Genomic DNA, 15819 nt, shown 5'->3' on the forward strand with positions numbered 1-15819 from the left:
AAGCAAAGGCTTTTGTAAACCGCAAAGAACCTTCTTCTTACAAAGAAAGAAGTTAGGTACTCTAATGAAAAAGCAAAGGCTTTTGTAAACCGCAAAGAACCTTCTTCTTACAAAGAAAGAAGTTAGGTACTCTAATGAAAAAGCAAAGGCTTTTGTAATATTAATGATAGTTATAGCATTAAGATGCCATTATATGTATAAAATTTAATCGTATGTATTGTGCTATCTATCTTCCATCCAAAAATTTAGTAGTTTTAATTAACTGGCTTATATATTCGAAATTCATTATAAAAACAAAAAAGCCCCAGAAGGGCTTTTTTTAAGTAAAATTATTTTACTGCATCTTTTAATGCTTTACCAGCTTTGAATGCTGGGACTTTACTTGCAGGAATATCAATTTCTTTACCTGTTTGAGGGTTACGGCCTTTACGAGCAGCACGCTCACGTACTTCAAAATTACCGAAACCGATTAATTGTACCTTTTCACCTTTAGCAAGTGAGTTTTGGATAGATTCGAATACAGCGTCAACTGCTGAACCAGCTTCTTTTTTAGTTAAATCAGCTTGCTCTGCTACTGCATTGATTAAATCAGTTTTATTCATTATGAATTCACCTCCTGAGGTTTGATAATGATATCTTTATATCATTATGGTATGACTTTAACACACTGATTACTGTCATCGCAACGATTTATATATTAAAAACGTTGAAATAAAGCGAATAGAATTAATTTTTTTGAAAATCTCATAAAATAAGTGTTATATTACACTAATTATTCAGATTTTTTGTCACGACCCATTAATTCTTTAATACTTTCTTTAACGGGTACATCTTCAAATAACACCTTATATAACGCAGTTGTTATTGGCATTTCTACGTTAACTTCTTGCGCTAAATAATATACTGATTTTGTTGTGTAAATACCTTCAACTACCATTTTCATTTCTTCAAGTGCTTCATCAGTCGTTTTACCTTGGCCTAATTTGTATCCTAAAGTAAAGTTACGTGAATGTGTTGATGTACATGTGACGATTAAATCGCCAATGCCACCTAAGCCAAGGAATGTCATTGGATCTGCACCTAATTTTTCACCTAAGCGACTAATTTCGGCTAAACCTCTTGTCATAAGTGCTGCTTTTGCATTATCACCAAAGCCCATTCCTGCTACTATACCACTGGCTACGGCAATGATATTTTTTAAAGCGCCACCGAGTTCAACGCCTACAAGATCATTGTTAGTATATACGCGTAAATAGTCATTCATAAATAAATCTTGTATTAATTGACTTACTTTTTCATCTTTTGAAGAGGCAGCAACAGTTGTAGGTTGTTTGATGACCACTTCTTCTGCATGGCTTGGACCTGATAATACACCAATACCTGCATTGTGTTCTGGAGAAATAGAATCTTCTAACATCTCAGAAACGCGCTTAAAAGTACCATTTTCAATACCTTTTGCTACATGTATAAATGTCTTTTTAGAAGTTAATAAATCATCAATTTGTGTTGCTACTTCTCTCATTGCTTTTGTAGGTAAAGCCATTAAATAGATATCAGCAAAGACAACTCCTTCACTTAAATCAGTTGTAGCTTTGATAGATGGCTCAAGCTTTGCTTCTTTTAAATAGTTTTTATTCATATGATGTGTATTTAATTCTTCAACGTTTTCACTATTTTTACCCCACATTAATACGTCATGTCCGTTTTGTGCTAATACATTTGCTAAAGCAGTACCAAAACTTCCCATACCAAAAACTGATATTTTAGTCATATTAATATTCCCCTCCGTTTATTAGTTTCTTTTTCTTGGAATGATATGAACAGGTGTACCTTCAAATCCAAATGCATGTCTGATTTGATTTTCTAAGTAACGTTTATAAGAGAAATGCATTAATTCAACATCATTTACAAATACTACGAATGTAGGTGGTTCGATAGCCACTTGTGTTGAATAAAAGACATTTAATCTTCTACCTTTATCTGTAGGTGTTGGATTCATAGAAATAGCATCAGTAATGACTTCATTTAAAGTTGAACTTTGAACACGTTTTTTGTGATTTTCACTTGCTTCTTTAATATATGGGAATAATGTTTTAAGTCTTAATTGTTCTTTAGCAGAAACAAAAGCAATTTGTGCGTAATCTAAGAATTGAAATTCTATTCTAACATCTTCAGTGAATTTCTTCATTGTTTTGCTATCTTTTTCAACGGTATCCCATTTATTTACTACGATAACAATCGCTTTACCTTCTTCGTGTGCATATCCTGCAACACGTTTGTCTTGCTCGATAATACCTTGTTCTGCATCGATAACAACTAAAACGACATTTGAACGTTCAATCGCTTTTAATGCTCTAAGTACTGAATATTTTTCAGTTGATTCATAGACTTTACCTTTTTTACGCATACCAGCTGTATCGATTAATACGTAATCTTGACCATCAAATGAATATTCTGTATCTACTGCATCTCTAGTAGTGCCTGCTACATTTGATACGATTACACGTTCTTCTCCTAAAATAGCATTAACTAAACTAGATTTACCAACGTTTGGTCGTCCTATTATAGATAATCGAATTGTGTCATCATCATATGGATCTTCTTCCTCTTCGCCGAAGTTTTCGACAACAGCATCTAATAAATCACCTAAACCTAGACCATGTGATCCAGAAATAGGATAAGGTTCTCCAAAGCCTAATGAATAAAAATCATAAATATCATTTCGCATTTCAACGTTATCAACTTTGTTTACTGCAAGGACTACAGGTTTTTTACTTTTATAAAGCATTTGAGCAACCATTTCATCACTTTGCGTCAATCCTTCTCTAACATTGACCATAAATACAATGACGTCTGCTTCTTCAATCGCAATTTCAGCTTGTGCTCTTATTTGTGTTTGGAATGGTGCATCTCCGATTTCAATACCACCTGTGTCAATAATATTGAATTCATGCGTTAACCATTCACCTGATGAATAGATTCGGTCTCTGGTTACACCAGGTGTGTCTTCCACGATGGATACACGTTCGCCGACTACTCTATTAAAAATTGTAGATTTACCTACGTTAGGCTTTCCTACAATTGCTACTATAGGTTTAGTCATTTGTTAACTTCCTCTCTTTCTTAATCTCTATAATTTTATCACATGCAAGCACCGATTCAAAATACGATTATAATAAACAATGTAATATATGGAGTTGAATGAGTTATTCGTAAAAAAACACTCCAATTAAAGTTTAACCTCTAATTGGAGTGTTCATTCTTAGCATAATTAATTATTAAAATTTAAGATCTTTAAATTTATCACCGAAGACATCACCTAAAGTAGGATTATCTTCATCAGCGTCATTGTTTAAGTAAGATTGTGTTGTAGAAGCATCACTTTCAACAACATCTTCATTAGGTAATGTTGCTTTAATTGATAAAGAAACACGTTCGTTTTCTTCATCAATACCTAAGATTTTAACACTTACTTGTTGACCAGGATCTAGTACCTCACCAGGTGTACCGATGTGTTTGTGGTCAATTTCAGAGATGTGAACTAATCCTTGAACGCCAGGAGCAATTTCAACAAATGCACCGAAGTTAGCTAATCTTACAACTGTACCTTCGATAACATCATTTTCATGGAATTGACCTTTAATTTGAGCGAATGGTGTTGGTAACGTATCTTTGATTGATAATGAAATACGTTCAGTATCTTTTTCTACTGATTTAACTTTAACATTGACTTTATCTCCAACAAAAACGACTTCTTCAGGAGATTGTACGTGTTGATGTGATAATTCAGAAACGTGAACTAAACCGTCTACACCACCAATATCAACAAATGCACCAAAGTTTGTTAAACGTGCTACTTTACCTTCAATCACATCGCCAGCGTTAAGTGAATCTAATAGTGAAGCTTTTTTAACTTCGTTTTCAGCTTGTTCAACTGCTTTACGGCTTAAAATAACACGATTATTTTCAGGGTCTAACTCTTCTACTTTAATTTTAATAGTTTGGCCTTCGAAATCAGAGAAGTCTTCGATAAAGTCTGTAGAAATGAGAGATGCTGGAACGAAACCACGTTGTCCAACGTCTACTACTAATCCACCTTTAACAACTTCTGTTACTTTTGCCTCAATCACTTCATTGTTATCAAGTTTTTCTTGTAAATAATCATAAGATTGTTCAGTTTCAAGTTGTCTTTTTGATAAAATATAAGCGCCTGAATCATTTTCTTCATCAAATTCTATTTTCGTTACGTAGGCTTCGATTTCGTCGCCTTCTTTAACTACTTCATTAGGTTTTTCAATATGATGTGTGGATAATTGGCTAATAGGGATTATACCATTGTATTTTCCACCATTAATATGCACAACAACTTGTTTATCTTCAACTTGTTGCACCTCTCCAGTGACTTTGTCACCTTCTTTAATATCATTAATCATTGATTCATTGAATTCTTCAGTCATCTTGTCTGCCTCCTTATACACTACATAATTATAACATCTTACAAACTGACAGAATTGTCAAGAAATTCCCCTTTTACACTTTAAGAAAAAGATTGTTATTTATAAAAGTTGAGCTTTAAAGTGCTTTAGGTTTCAATTTTTATTCAACATTAAGAGGTAAAGATGCATATTTATAGTATATATGATTATTATTTCAGTTTGAAATAACTCAAGTTCATTATAAATCACAATAAAAGCTATATAAACGTTTATGCTTAAGTCGTTTATATAGCTTCTTAATTGATTATTTAATTTGGTTAACCATGTCTAAAATTTCATTCGTAACTGTTTCAATTGATTTGCCTGTCGTATCCAATGTGATAGCGTCGTCTGCTTTTCTTAGAGGTGAAATTTCTCTGTTCATGTCATATTGATCACGTTGCTCAATCTCCACTTTAAGTTGTTCTAAATTAGATTCAATACCGCGAAGTTCATTTTCTTTTTGACGTCGTTCTGCACGTTCTTCAACAGACGCAATCATATAAACTTTAAGTTCAGCATTTGGGAGTACAACGGTACCAATATCTCTACCATCCATAACAATACCTTTTTGAGCTGCTAAATCTTTTTGTTTTTTTACTGCAAATGATCTTACAGGTTCTTTAGAGGCAACATATGAAACATTATTCGTAACATCATTTTCTCTTAAGTAATCAGTGACATCTTCGTTATCTAGTATTACACGTTGTCCCTTAGTTTCGTCATAAGTTAATTCTAATGTTGTATCTTTGATTAATGCTTCGAAGTCTTCAGTTTGATTAGTACGTAAATATTTATATGTGATTGCTCTATACATCGCACCAGTATCTACATAAATCATTGATAGTTGGCTAGCAACCTGTTTAGCAATTGTACTTTTACCTGCAGCTGCAGGGCCATCTAAAGCAATATTAATTAAACTCATTATCGAAATACCTACCTTGTTGTTTGATGAATAATATTTTATCATAAATATGTATTTTATTAATAGGAGGAAAACTATGAAACGTCTACTTGTTATACATACCGGTGGCACTATTAGTATGTCACAGGATAGTTCAAATCGAGTTATTACTAATAAAGAAAATCCAATTTCTCAACATCAGGATATCATCAAACAATATGCACAAGTAGATGAAATACATCCTATGAATGTTCCTTCTCCTCATATGTCCATTCAACATGTTAAAGAACTAAGGGATATTATCATTAATGCAAATCTTAAAAATGAAAGTGTTTATGATGGTTTTGTAATTACACATGGTACAGATACCCTAGAAGAAACAGCTTATTTGTTAGATTTGTTATTAGATATAGACGAACCAGTAGTGATTACTGGTGCTATGCGTTCATCAAATGAAATTGGTTCAGATGGATTATACAATTTTATTTCAGCTATAAGAGTGGCGTCATCTAATAATTCATATCATATGGGTGTCATGGTTGTCTTTAATGACGAAATTCATACAGCGCGAAATGTAACCAAAACACATACCTCTAATACAAATACCTTTCAAAGTCCGAATCATGGTCCATTAGGTGTATTAACTAAAGATAATGTGCAATATCACCATCATCCATTACATCATACTAGTTATAAAATGATTAATCCAAAGTTAAATGTACCATTAGTAAAATCATATATGGATATGCAGAGTGACTTGTTGCATTTCTATGCCGAGAGCGATATTGATGGTTTAATTATAGAAGCTATGGGACAAGGTAATTTACCACCTACTTGTTTAGAAGGTTTATATGCTTGTATTGATAAACAAATTCCGATTGTCATCGTATCTCGGTCATTTAACGGTATTGTCAGTCCTGTTTATGCATATGAAGGTGGCGGATATCAACTTGCTGAAAAAGGATTAATCTTTTCAAATGGATTAAATGGTCCTAAAGCAAGATTAAAATTACTTGTAAGTTTAAGTAATGAATTAAATCGTGAACAAATCAAACAATATTTTGAAGAATAAACTATAAATTAAATAGGCGTAGAAGGTATCAACAATTTACCTTCTACGCCATAATTATTATGATTCAAGTGGTGTTTGCTTTTTAGTAAGAATGCTTTGAGTAATTAAACCACCATGATATTTACCATTTTCAATAAAGATGGTATTCGCATCATTACCTGCAGCAATAACACCAGCGATGTAACAATTTTCTACATTGGTTTCGTATGTTTCACGATTATAAACTGGTGCAGTACCATATTCATTTGTATTAATTTCAATACCGATTGATTCTAAAAATTCATAATTAGGATGATAACCAATCATAGCAAAAACATAATCATTTGGAATTGTAATCGTCTTTCCATCTTTTTCATATGTAACGTTTTCTTCAGTGATTTGAGTTACATTGGCATTAAATTCCATCGTGATTTTTTCGTGATTAACTAATGATTCAAAATTTGGTAGAATCCATGGTTTAATGGCTTTTGGATAGTGATCTCCACGATAGATCACTGTCACATTTGCTCCAGCTTTTTCTAATTCTAAAGCAGCATCTACAGCTGAGTTTTTACCACCTATCACGACAACATTTTGGTCAAAGTATGGATGTGCTTCTTTGAAGTAATGGAATACTTTTGACAATTCAGCACCTTCAACTTCTAATGTATTATGCTGTCCGTAATAACCTGTCGCAACTGTTAAAAACTTACATTCATATACATCTTTAGTTGTTGTGATTGTAAAACGATTATTCATCTTTTTGACAGTTAAAACTTCTTCAAATGCATGGATATTTAATTGATGATGTTTAACGACTTCTCGATAATATACAAGAGCTTGATTTCGACGTGGTTTACTTTCTTCCACGATAAATGGAATATCTCCAATTGATAATTTATCGCTAGATGAGAAGAAAGTTTGATGTGTAGGATAATTATAGATAGATTCCACAACATTACCTTTTTCAATCACTAATGTTTCAATACCTTTTTTCTTTTGTTCGATGGCTGCACTTAAGCCACAAGGTCCTCCACCAATGATGATACTTTCTATTTTTTGCATGTAAAACGGCCTCCTTTAATCACCAAATTATTATATCAGTTATATCCTATTTTCGCGAAGTCCTTGTTTTAGAAAAGTTTAAATTATTTATGACTTTTTTTGGGGATTTGCTTTGATTTGAATAAAATCTAATAAAAAAACTGTAAGTAATGCGTTAACATTACTTACAGTTAATTTGATTGTCGAATAGTACCTATGGAATCACTAATGTTTGTCCATTATGGATATTATTACCATTTAATCCATTAGCTTTTCTGATTTTTTCAACATTAGCAGGTGAACCACTGCCGTAATATTGAATGGCAATTCTGTATAGGTTTTCTTTACCGTTTACGGTATGTGTTTGCTTACCTTGTTGGTTACTATTGCTGTTTTGGCTATTACTGCCTTGTTGGCCATTTTGTTGTGAGTTTTGACCTTGACCATTTTGGCTATTTGAGCCATTTTGACTTTGGCTATTAGATGCTTGTGAGTTAGCACCATTAGTATTATCACTAGCACTATTTTTATCTGAATTTGATGCGTCAGATGAATCAGATTCATCACTAGTTGTTGCTTTATCTTTATCAGAGTCTTTTGATTTATCTTTATCTTTTGAACTGTCTTTATCTTTTGAGCTGTCTTTATCTTTTGAACTGTTTTTATCTTTGCTAGTATCGTTGTTTTTCTTGCCATCTTTACTATCTTCATTAGCTATTTTGTTATCATCATTACCACTATTACTATGATTATTTAAGGCCATACCTGCGAAAATAGCGATTGCACCTAAAATTAATACTGCAGCTATAATTGGTAAGATGATTTTCATAAAGCCGCCTTTTTTCTTACCATCATGATTGTCTCGATGATTATTATTATCATCATGTTGGTTAGCTTCTTTTTTATCATGATGGTGTTTAGCACCCGCAGCACCAGCAACACCTGCAGCGCCTGCACCTACTGCAGCAGCTTTCTTACCTTTATTAGACTTATGCTTATCTTTATTATCATGCTTGTCATGGTCATCATGTTTGTGGTCATCTTTGATATCTTTATCGTTATGATGGCTCTCTTTTTTATCATGATGATTTTTCGCTAAACCAGCGGCGCCTGCAGCACCAGCAACGCCTGCACCAGCTGCGGCAGCTTTTTTACCTTTACCAGATTTCTCATCATCTGATTGATGTTTATCTTTCACATCTTTGTCGTTATGTTTATCATCACGATGATTTTGATTACGGTCATTCTTCAATTCATTGTCGTCAGTATGATCGTCTTTCTTATCATGATGATGTTTTGCTAAACCAGCAGCACCTGCAGCACCAGCAACACCTGCACCAGTTGCAGCAGCTTTTTTACCTTTTCCTGAATCGTGGTGTTCTTCATCATGATGACCTTTTTTAAGTTCGTCTTGGCGATCTTTAGATGAATCTTGACGATGTTCATCTTTAGTAAAGTCATCATGACGGTCGCGATCTTTTTGATGGTCACTTACACGATTCTCTTGCCGATGATTGTCATCCTGCTTATGATCACTTGTCATTTTTTTACCGACTGCAGCTCCACCTACAGCAGCGCCACCTGCTAGAGCAGCATCTTTACCGTGTCCGTCTTTCTTGTCATGACGATCATCATGTTGCAAATCGTCACTTTTACGACTACGATTTAATGGTTCATCTTGTTTAAAATCTTGTTCAGACTCACGAGTCGAATGATCTTCAGGACGATGATCTTGTTTGTGATCTTTATTTACATCATTGTGATTGGATGCATCATAATTTTTGTTATCTCCATTATGTAATGATGTATCATCATGTCTATCATCTAATGAACCATCTTGGCTAGCTTTTGTACGCGAATCTGCCTGACGGTTATTATTTGTCGCTATATCTCGTCGACGTTTTCTTCTCTGTGCATTTCTTGGTGGGAATTGTTGATTTGATTTGTCTTCAGTTCTGTCTACTGCATTATCTTCTTGTTCTTCATGTGAAGATGTCTGCTCATTATGATCTTCTGGGTCTATCGCTTGACGATTTTTTTCAAAATCATCTTTGAAGTTATTATTAGACACAATCATCATCCTCTCTGTTTAATTTTATAATGATACATAAACTATACCCATAAATTAAATGATTATGTATAGTAATCAAGAATTTTTAGGTATTAAGATTTTTGTTCATAAGTTAATTATAGCTTGAATAAAGAGTTAAGCAAAATAAAATCTATAGTTCAAATAAATTTTGAAGTTTTTCACTATATGAAAGCTTACGTTTAACTTTCTTACGATTAATGACTTTCATACTTGGTAATTCAGTATCATTGTCACAACAGACATCTGGCAGTTTAGGATGTTCATTGAAAAATTCCAACAAATATTTACGGCGACATTGGTCAAGTTGTGTGTAGCCTAACATACGACTATAACCTAACTTTTTGCGTCGAAATGATTGATCAAATATACGTTGCATTTGATTAATTGTATATTGATTATAAAGTATTGTTAAAATGGATTCTTTTTCAGGAGGAATAAATTGTCCTAATTCAAATGAATGAATATCTTCAGATGTAATTCTATCGGCAAATAATATGGTTTCTAAAATATAAGCGTCGTCGGGTTGGAATAAACTAATAGCTTGGCTTGCTTCTCCGTCTCTCCCCGCTCTACCAATCTCTTGTAGATAATTAGAAGGACTTGATGACAAATGAAAATGAATCACTGTGCGTATGTCTTTTTTATTTATGCCCATACCAAATGCACTTGTTGCAACTATGATTGGAATATCATTGTTTAAAAATTGTTGTTGTACTGTCTGTCTTTCTTGATAACTCAAATCACCATGATATATCCCTGTTAAAAAACCTGAGTCATAAATAAGTTGCGCTAATGTTAAACATAATTTTTTTGAAGATACATATATAATAGTGGGCCCAGTTTCATTAAGTTGTGGTAACAACCAATCTATTTTTTCTTCGTAAGAGCCAAAGTTAAGATGTTTCAATGAAATATTTATACGATTCATACTTGTTTTAATGGTATTGAAAGTAACATTAAGCATTTCATTTAAATCGCTTTCTAAATGTGGTGGTGCCGTAGCTGTTAATGCTAGAATTGTAGCTGATTTAAAGGACGTAGTTATTTTTCCAATTAAAGCATAATGTGGTCTGAAATCATAGCCCCATTCAGACAAACAATGTGCTTCATCAAGAACTATTAAACCAAAATCTATATTGGCAATAAGTTTAAAGTTTTGAGGTTGTAATATAAATTCCGGACTTAAATAGATAAATTTACTCTGACGAATGTTACTTAGGTTTTGTCGTTTTTCCGTATTGTCCATACCTGAATGAATACAACAAACCGCGTGTTCACCATTTAATTTCATTTGCATGACCTGATCGTCCATGAGAGAAATTAATGGTGAAATAACAAGTGTTGGCTTTTCTAATATATAAGTAGGTAATTGATAACAAAGGCTTTTGCCACTACCCGTTGGTAAAATACCTAGCGTATGCTTTTGGTCTAATACACTGGAAATGATGTCCTCTTGGCCAGGTTTGAAGGAATCAAATCCAAACCAATCTTTAAGTTTCTGTTGAAGCAACTAAGTCTCCCCTTTCAATACCAACAATCATCAATTTAATTTGAAAATAAGTTAATGTATCAAATTGCTGCTTATACTCACGTAATTTTATTCCAATATGACTTTTATAATAATCGATAAAGGGTTGAATGCTTTTGATGTCTAAATATGTATCATAATCATTGATATAACCTTTGATAAATAACTCTAAAAGATGATCTTCAATCGTATTTAATTTAACATTTTGAATTGTTGAGATGTCGTGTATTGAGTGTCCTTGTCCTAATTGATGTAAGGTTAATTTCGTTTTATTGAGCAATGTTGGTCGTATAATCGTTTGATTTAATATAGGGTGCTTTTGCATATCTTCAATTTCAAACATGACATCGACCAATTGGTTCATTTCTATTTCAAATAATTCTTGTTGAGACTTCGATTCTATTAAACTGACTTGTTGTCTAGTATACATCGCCTCATCATAGCCTTGTAAATAATAGTGTAAATACACATGTTCATGTTTGCTAGCGATGTCTTCAAATAATTGTTCTAATTCTGTGATGAATTTTGATTCTAAATCATTAACTTTAATGTGTTGATAAATATGTTTAACACGTTGTTGAATATATGTTTGTTGCGTTAAAGGAACGAATCTAAAATCGTTGCGTATGCTTTGTGATACCGTTTGAATGAGCAATTGGATACAGTTGAATGTATTAATAAGACTATCATATGTACATCTTGGATGCGTTTTGATATTTACTTTTGGTTCCTCATCATTCAATTCATTTAAATATCGCTCAAAAGACGGATATTTTAATCTCGGTAAACTATGATATAATGACAAAAGTTGTTGACTACTTGCGTCAAAAAAAGTTTGATGGGATTTTTTTCCTGTTAAAATATTATAAATACTTTTATTTGTTTTGTAGTTGAATGCGTGTTGATACGCATGATTGATAATTTGATACAAGATAAACCCTCACTCTATAAAACGAATATATTGAAAATGATACTATCGATGTCTACAATAGTAGTATTGTTATTACTAGTGTAGCATTTTTTTCAAAGGAGGCGAATGAAATTGGCTAAATATACAATCGTTGATATGGATACTTGTATAGCATGCGGTGCATGTGGTGCAGCAGCTCCAGATATCTATGATTATGACGACGAAGGTATTGCTTTCGTAATCCTTGATGATAACCAAGGTACTGCAGAGGTGTCAGAAGAGTTATATGAAGATATGGAAGATGCACTAGAAGGTTGTCCAACAGATTCAATCAAAATTGAAGACGAACCATTTGATGGTGACGCACTTAAATTTGAATAATATATTATATTAAAAGCGCCCTTGCACATCATGTGTAAGGGCGCTAGTTATTTATATGTGAATGTTATTTTTAATTCTATTGAATATAAAGTAAAAGATGATTGAAATGACAATACCTTTAATAATATTAAAAGGTATGATACCTGAAACAATAATTACTTTAAGATTATGAACAATGTCACCTAAGTTAAATATCATACCGTAGAGTGGTAACAGTATAAAATAATTTAAAATACTTAATACGACGGTCATGACAACTGTACCTAAAACAAGACCTGTTAATAATGACTTTTTATTGCGTTTGTTTCTATAAATATAATATGCAGTTAATAAGAAACTGGCAATTGCTAAAAAGTTCGCTAATGGTCCTACTGGATCGCCCATATTGAAAAAGAAATTGAGTAAATTCTTAATAAAAGCTACTATTAGCCCTGCAATTGGTCCTAATAAAAATGTGGCAAGTAATGTAGGTACATCACTAAAGTCCAACGTTAAGTATGGTGGTAAAAATGGCAATGGGAATTTAATAAAGGTAAGTACGAAAGCCACTGCACTTAGCATACTTATAAAGATTAGACGTCTATTTTGATTGTGTTGCATATATTATTTTCTCCTTCCATTCATCTTGCTAGAAAAGGAGGAAATTTGCACAACAAAAAAACCTCCATCTTCTCCCATCCAGACTATACTGTCGGCTTCAGAGTTTCACTGAATCAGGTAAAATGAGACATTTTACGTCGCAGGCTTAATTTACTGCCGGTTGGGAATTACACCCGACCCCGAAGATGAATTAACTATATTTTTAATTTAAATATATCATACATGATAACTCTGTTATGTACAATGAGTTTGCTCCGATATATTTATATAGATATAAGTTGTCATAAAAATAATCAAGTTGTTTAACAATCTATAGATTTCATAATAAATAAAAAACCTGTTAGAGCCATTATTTGACTCTAACAGGTTTTAAAATGTTTATTTTGGTAATTTAATGATAAAGGTTGTTCCTTTACCCACTTGACTTTCTACTTCAATCGTACCGCCATGTTCTTCTATAATCATTTTACAGATGAATAAGCCTAATCCAGTACCTTGTTTACCCCTTTTTCTTGACGCATCTACTTTATAGAAACGATCGAAGACTTGTTGTAAATGTTCAGGAGCAATTCCAGTACCAGTATCAGCGATGCTTAAAATATGAGATCTATCATCTTCATCAGTTTTTACCGAAATGGTATCTCCAGGTTGTGTATATCTTGATGCGTTATCGATTAAATTGGTTAATACTTGATCCATTCTATCCATATCGTAGTCCCATAGTTGTTGATTGCTTACTTCAAACTGCATATTAAGTTCTAAATCAGTCGCTTGTTGACGATATTTTATTCGCATTTTGTTGAGCAGATCAGCGATTGGTTGTGACTCTTTCTCAACAGATAATCCTTCAGCATCCATACGTGCTACGTTTAATAATTCATTAACTAAGCGGTTCAGACGTTTAGATTCATCTAAGACAATTGCTAGTGATTCATGTATCTCATCTGGTTCAGTTACAACACCATCTACAATAGATTCTGTATAGCCTTGTAATAAGGCAATCGGTGTTCGTAATTCATGAGATACATTTGCGATGAAGTCTTTTTTCATTTGATCAAGGTTATGTTCATTTGTCATATCACGTATAATAGCAACAATACCGCTTCTGCCATCGTTTTGAATACGGTCAATATAACTCATGATAATCACATAATACCTTGTGTTTGCTTCAATTTCTTGGAATTGCGTTTCTTTAGTATTGAAAGTTTGTTCAATTTGTTTTTCTATTAATTCAACAGCATTGTCATCTAATGTATGGAATACTTGGTCTGCCATTTTATTTGATAAAATAATATCCTTTTGTTCATTAATACCAATAACACCTTCAACCATCGAATTAATTAAGCTATCACGTATATTTTTGGATGTGGATAGTGCTTCTACATGTTCTTGAATTTCAAAGCTCATATTATTAAATGCACGTGATAATTCTCCAATTTCATCTTTTGTTGATACTGACGTGATATGTGAATAATCACCTTGTGATACCTTTTGTGCTTGATTTCTTAACTCTCTTAAAGGTTTAGTAATTCTAGATGATAAGAAAAATGCAAAGATGGTACTAACTGCTAAAAATATAATTGCGGTAATTAAGATAATAATTGTTATCGCATTATTGGTATCTTCAATAGATTTTAAATCTTTAAAAATAAAGACGCCGCTATATTCTGTATGACTTCCTGGCTCGGCTTTCATTGGATAACCCACTAATATATACGGATGTGAATTCCCCTGTTCTTTAATCATGACATTACGTGTCATTGACTCACCATGTTTGAAAACACGGTTAAAATCTTTATTATTTTTAATTTCTTTGAGCATAGCTTGTTTATCTGTTGAAATGGTTTGTTGATATGCGGTAGATGTATTTTTCATGATAATTAATCCACCGGGATTATCAATCAATGTTCGGCTATTTTTGATGGCTAAGTTTTGATTTGTAGAGTTTTCTACCAATTTACTTATGCGTTTGGCGTCTTCTTTAATGGAATCTTCCGCTTCTTGTGTATAGTAATATTGAATAAAGGTAATTAAGGCAGCACTTAATAAAATTAAAACTGTCGTTACTATAAAAATTATAGTTAACCACAGTTTTATTACTACACTATTTAGCCGGTTCATCGTTTGTATTAACCTCAAATTTATAACCGACGCCCCAAACAGTTTGTATCATGTGAGCTGCATCACTCGATACTTTATTGAGTTTCTCTCTTAATCTTTTTACGTGCGTATCCACCGTACGTAAATCGCCATAAAATTCATAATGCCAAACTTCTTTTAATAATTGTTCACGATCAAATACTTTATTAGGCGTTTTAGCTAAATAAATTAATAGTTCATATTCTTTTGGTGTTAAATTAACCTGTTCATTATCAGCTAATACTCTATGTGCATCATTATCTATCACTAAGTGATTGAATTCAATTACGTCTCTTGCATGAGGTTCACTTTGTTCAGGTGTTGTTGTTTGCGTTCTTCTTAATAATGCTTTGACTCTTAAAACGACTTCTCTTGGAGAGAATGGTTTAACGATATAGTCATCGGCACCTGATTCAAACCCTTCGACACGATTCGTCTCTTCGCCTTTTGCAGTGAGCATAATAATAGGTGTATCTTTATGCTCTCTTAATTGAGTGGCTACTTCGATACCGTCCATTTCTGGCAACATTAAGTCTAAAAGAATGCACGCATAGTCATTTTCCATAGCAAGTTGATAAGCTTCTTTACCATCTCTTGCTTCATGTGTTTCAAAAGATTCTCTTTCTAGGTATAGTTTAAGTAATCTTCTGATTCTGTCTTCGTCATCAACGATAAGTATTTCATTCGTCATAATA

General features: G+C 32.8%; 14 protein-coding genes and 1 riboswitch. Of the genes, 2 read left to right on the forward strand and 12 right to left on the reverse strand.

All coding sequences use genetic code 11. The annotated features are described in order from the left end of the window. Positions 1-329: 329 nt before the first annotated feature. The 5 genes from AC2D8K_RS00930 to cmk form a co-directional block, all read right to left on the reverse strand. Positions 330-602: an HU family DNA-binding protein gene (locus AC2D8K_RS00930; protein WP_001043863.1), complete on the reverse strand. Its 273-nt coding sequence runs from the start codon at positions 600-602 to the stop codon at positions 330-332. A 170-nt stretch (positions 603-772) separates the two neighbouring features. Next, positions 773-1771: an NAD(P)H-dependent glycerol-3-phosphate dehydrogenase gene (locus tag AC2D8K_RS00935; RefSeq protein WP_002451133.1), complete on the reverse strand. Its 999-nt coding sequence runs from the start codon at positions 1769-1771 to the stop codon at positions 773-775. 21 nt (positions 1772-1792) lie between these two features. Further along, a complete protein-coding gene (gene der / locus AC2D8K_RS00940) occupies positions 1793-3103 on the reverse strand; it encodes a ribosome biogenesis GTPase Der (protein WP_002451132.1) in 1311 nt (436 codons plus the stop codon). A gap of 175 nt (positions 3104-3278) precedes the next feature. Further along, positions 3279-4457, reverse strand: coding sequence for a 30S ribosomal protein S1 (gene rpsA / locus AC2D8K_RS00945; RefSeq protein ID WP_484697834.1), 1179 nt, complete (start codon positions 4455-4457; stop codon positions 3279-3281). A 283-nt stretch (positions 4458-4740) separates the two neighbouring features. Next, positions 4741-5400 carry a (d)CMP kinase gene (gene cmk / locus AC2D8K_RS00950; protein ID WP_002451130.1) on the reverse strand — a complete coding sequence of 220 codons (660 nt, stop codon included), beginning with the start codon at positions 5398-5400 and terminating at the stop codon, positions 4741-4743. 76 nt (positions 5401-5476) lie between these two features. Here cmk and AC2D8K_RS00955 point away from each other — a divergent pair, with 76 nt between their 5' ends. Continuing rightward, entirely contained in the window at positions 5477-6451 is a 975-nt protein-coding gene (locus AC2D8K_RS00955) for an asparaginase (protein WP_002451129.1), read from the forward strand. A gap of 57 nt (positions 6452-6508) precedes the next feature. Here AC2D8K_RS00955 and ypdA read toward each other — a convergent pair whose 3' ends face one another. From ypdA to AC2D8K_RS00975, 4 genes are all read right to left on the reverse strand, one after another. Continuing rightward, entirely contained in the window at positions 6509-7495 is a 987-nt protein-coding gene (gene ypdA / locus AC2D8K_RS00960) for a bacillithiol disulfide reductase YpdA (RefSeq protein ID WP_002451128.1), read from the reverse strand. A 193-nt stretch (positions 7496-7688) separates the two neighbouring features. After that, positions 7689-9545, reverse strand: a complete 1857-nt coding sequence (gene ebpS, locus AC2D8K_RS00965; protein ID WP_484697836.1) for an elastin-binding protein EbpS — start codon at positions 9543-9545, stop codon at positions 7689-7691. Between the two features lie 151 nt (positions 9546-9696). Further along, a complete protein-coding gene (locus AC2D8K_RS00970; RefSeq protein ID WP_002451126.1) occupies positions 9697-11076 on the reverse strand; it encodes a RecQ family ATP-dependent DNA helicase in 1380 nt (459 codons plus the stop codon). Then, on the reverse strand, positions 11057-12025 hold the full coding sequence (locus AC2D8K_RS00975; RefSeq protein ID WP_002451125.1) for a helix-turn-helix domain-containing protein: 969 nt from the start codon (positions 12023-12025) through the stop codon (positions 11057-11059). Before AC2D8K_RS00975 ends, AC2D8K_RS00970 begins: the two co-directional genes overlap by 20 nt. Positions 12026-12136: 111 nt before the next feature. On the opposite strand from AC2D8K_RS00975, the gene AC2D8K_RS00980 reads away from it, so the two are divergent. Continuing rightward, positions 12137-12385 carry a ferredoxin gene (locus tag AC2D8K_RS00980; RefSeq protein ID WP_484697838.1) on the forward strand — a complete coding sequence of 83 codons (249 nt, stop codon included), beginning with the start codon at positions 12137-12139 and terminating at the stop codon, positions 12383-12385. A gap of 51 nt (positions 12386-12436) precedes the next feature. On the opposite strand, the gene AC2D8K_RS00985 is transcribed toward AC2D8K_RS00980, so the two are convergent. The 3 genes from AC2D8K_RS00985 to AC2D8K_RS00995 all read right to left on the reverse strand — a co-directional run bounded on the left by AC2D8K_RS00985 (position 12437) and on the right by AC2D8K_RS00995 (position 15815). Next, complete coding sequence (locus tag AC2D8K_RS00985) at positions 12437-12985, reverse strand: ECF transporter S component (protein WP_002451123.1); 549 nt, start codon at positions 12983-12985, stop codon at positions 12437-12439. 62 nt (positions 12986-13047) lie between these two features. Continuing rightward, positions 13048-13176: riboswitch (FMN riboswitch) on the reverse strand. 187 nt (positions 13177-13363) lie between these two features. After that, positions 13364-15106, reverse strand: coding sequence for an ATP-binding protein (locus AC2D8K_RS00990; RefSeq protein ID WP_037552075.1), 1743 nt, complete (start codon positions 15104-15106; stop codon positions 13364-13366). Next, complete coding sequence (locus AC2D8K_RS00995; protein WP_002451121.1) at positions 15090-15815, reverse strand: response regulator transcription factor; 726 nt, start codon at positions 15813-15815, stop codon at positions 15090-15092. The genes AC2D8K_RS00990 and AC2D8K_RS00995 overlap by 17 nt, the downstream gene beginning before the upstream one ends. Positions 15816-15819 lie beyond the last annotated feature (4 nt).

It is taken from the genome of Staphylococcus sp. 510, assembly GCF_057219715.1.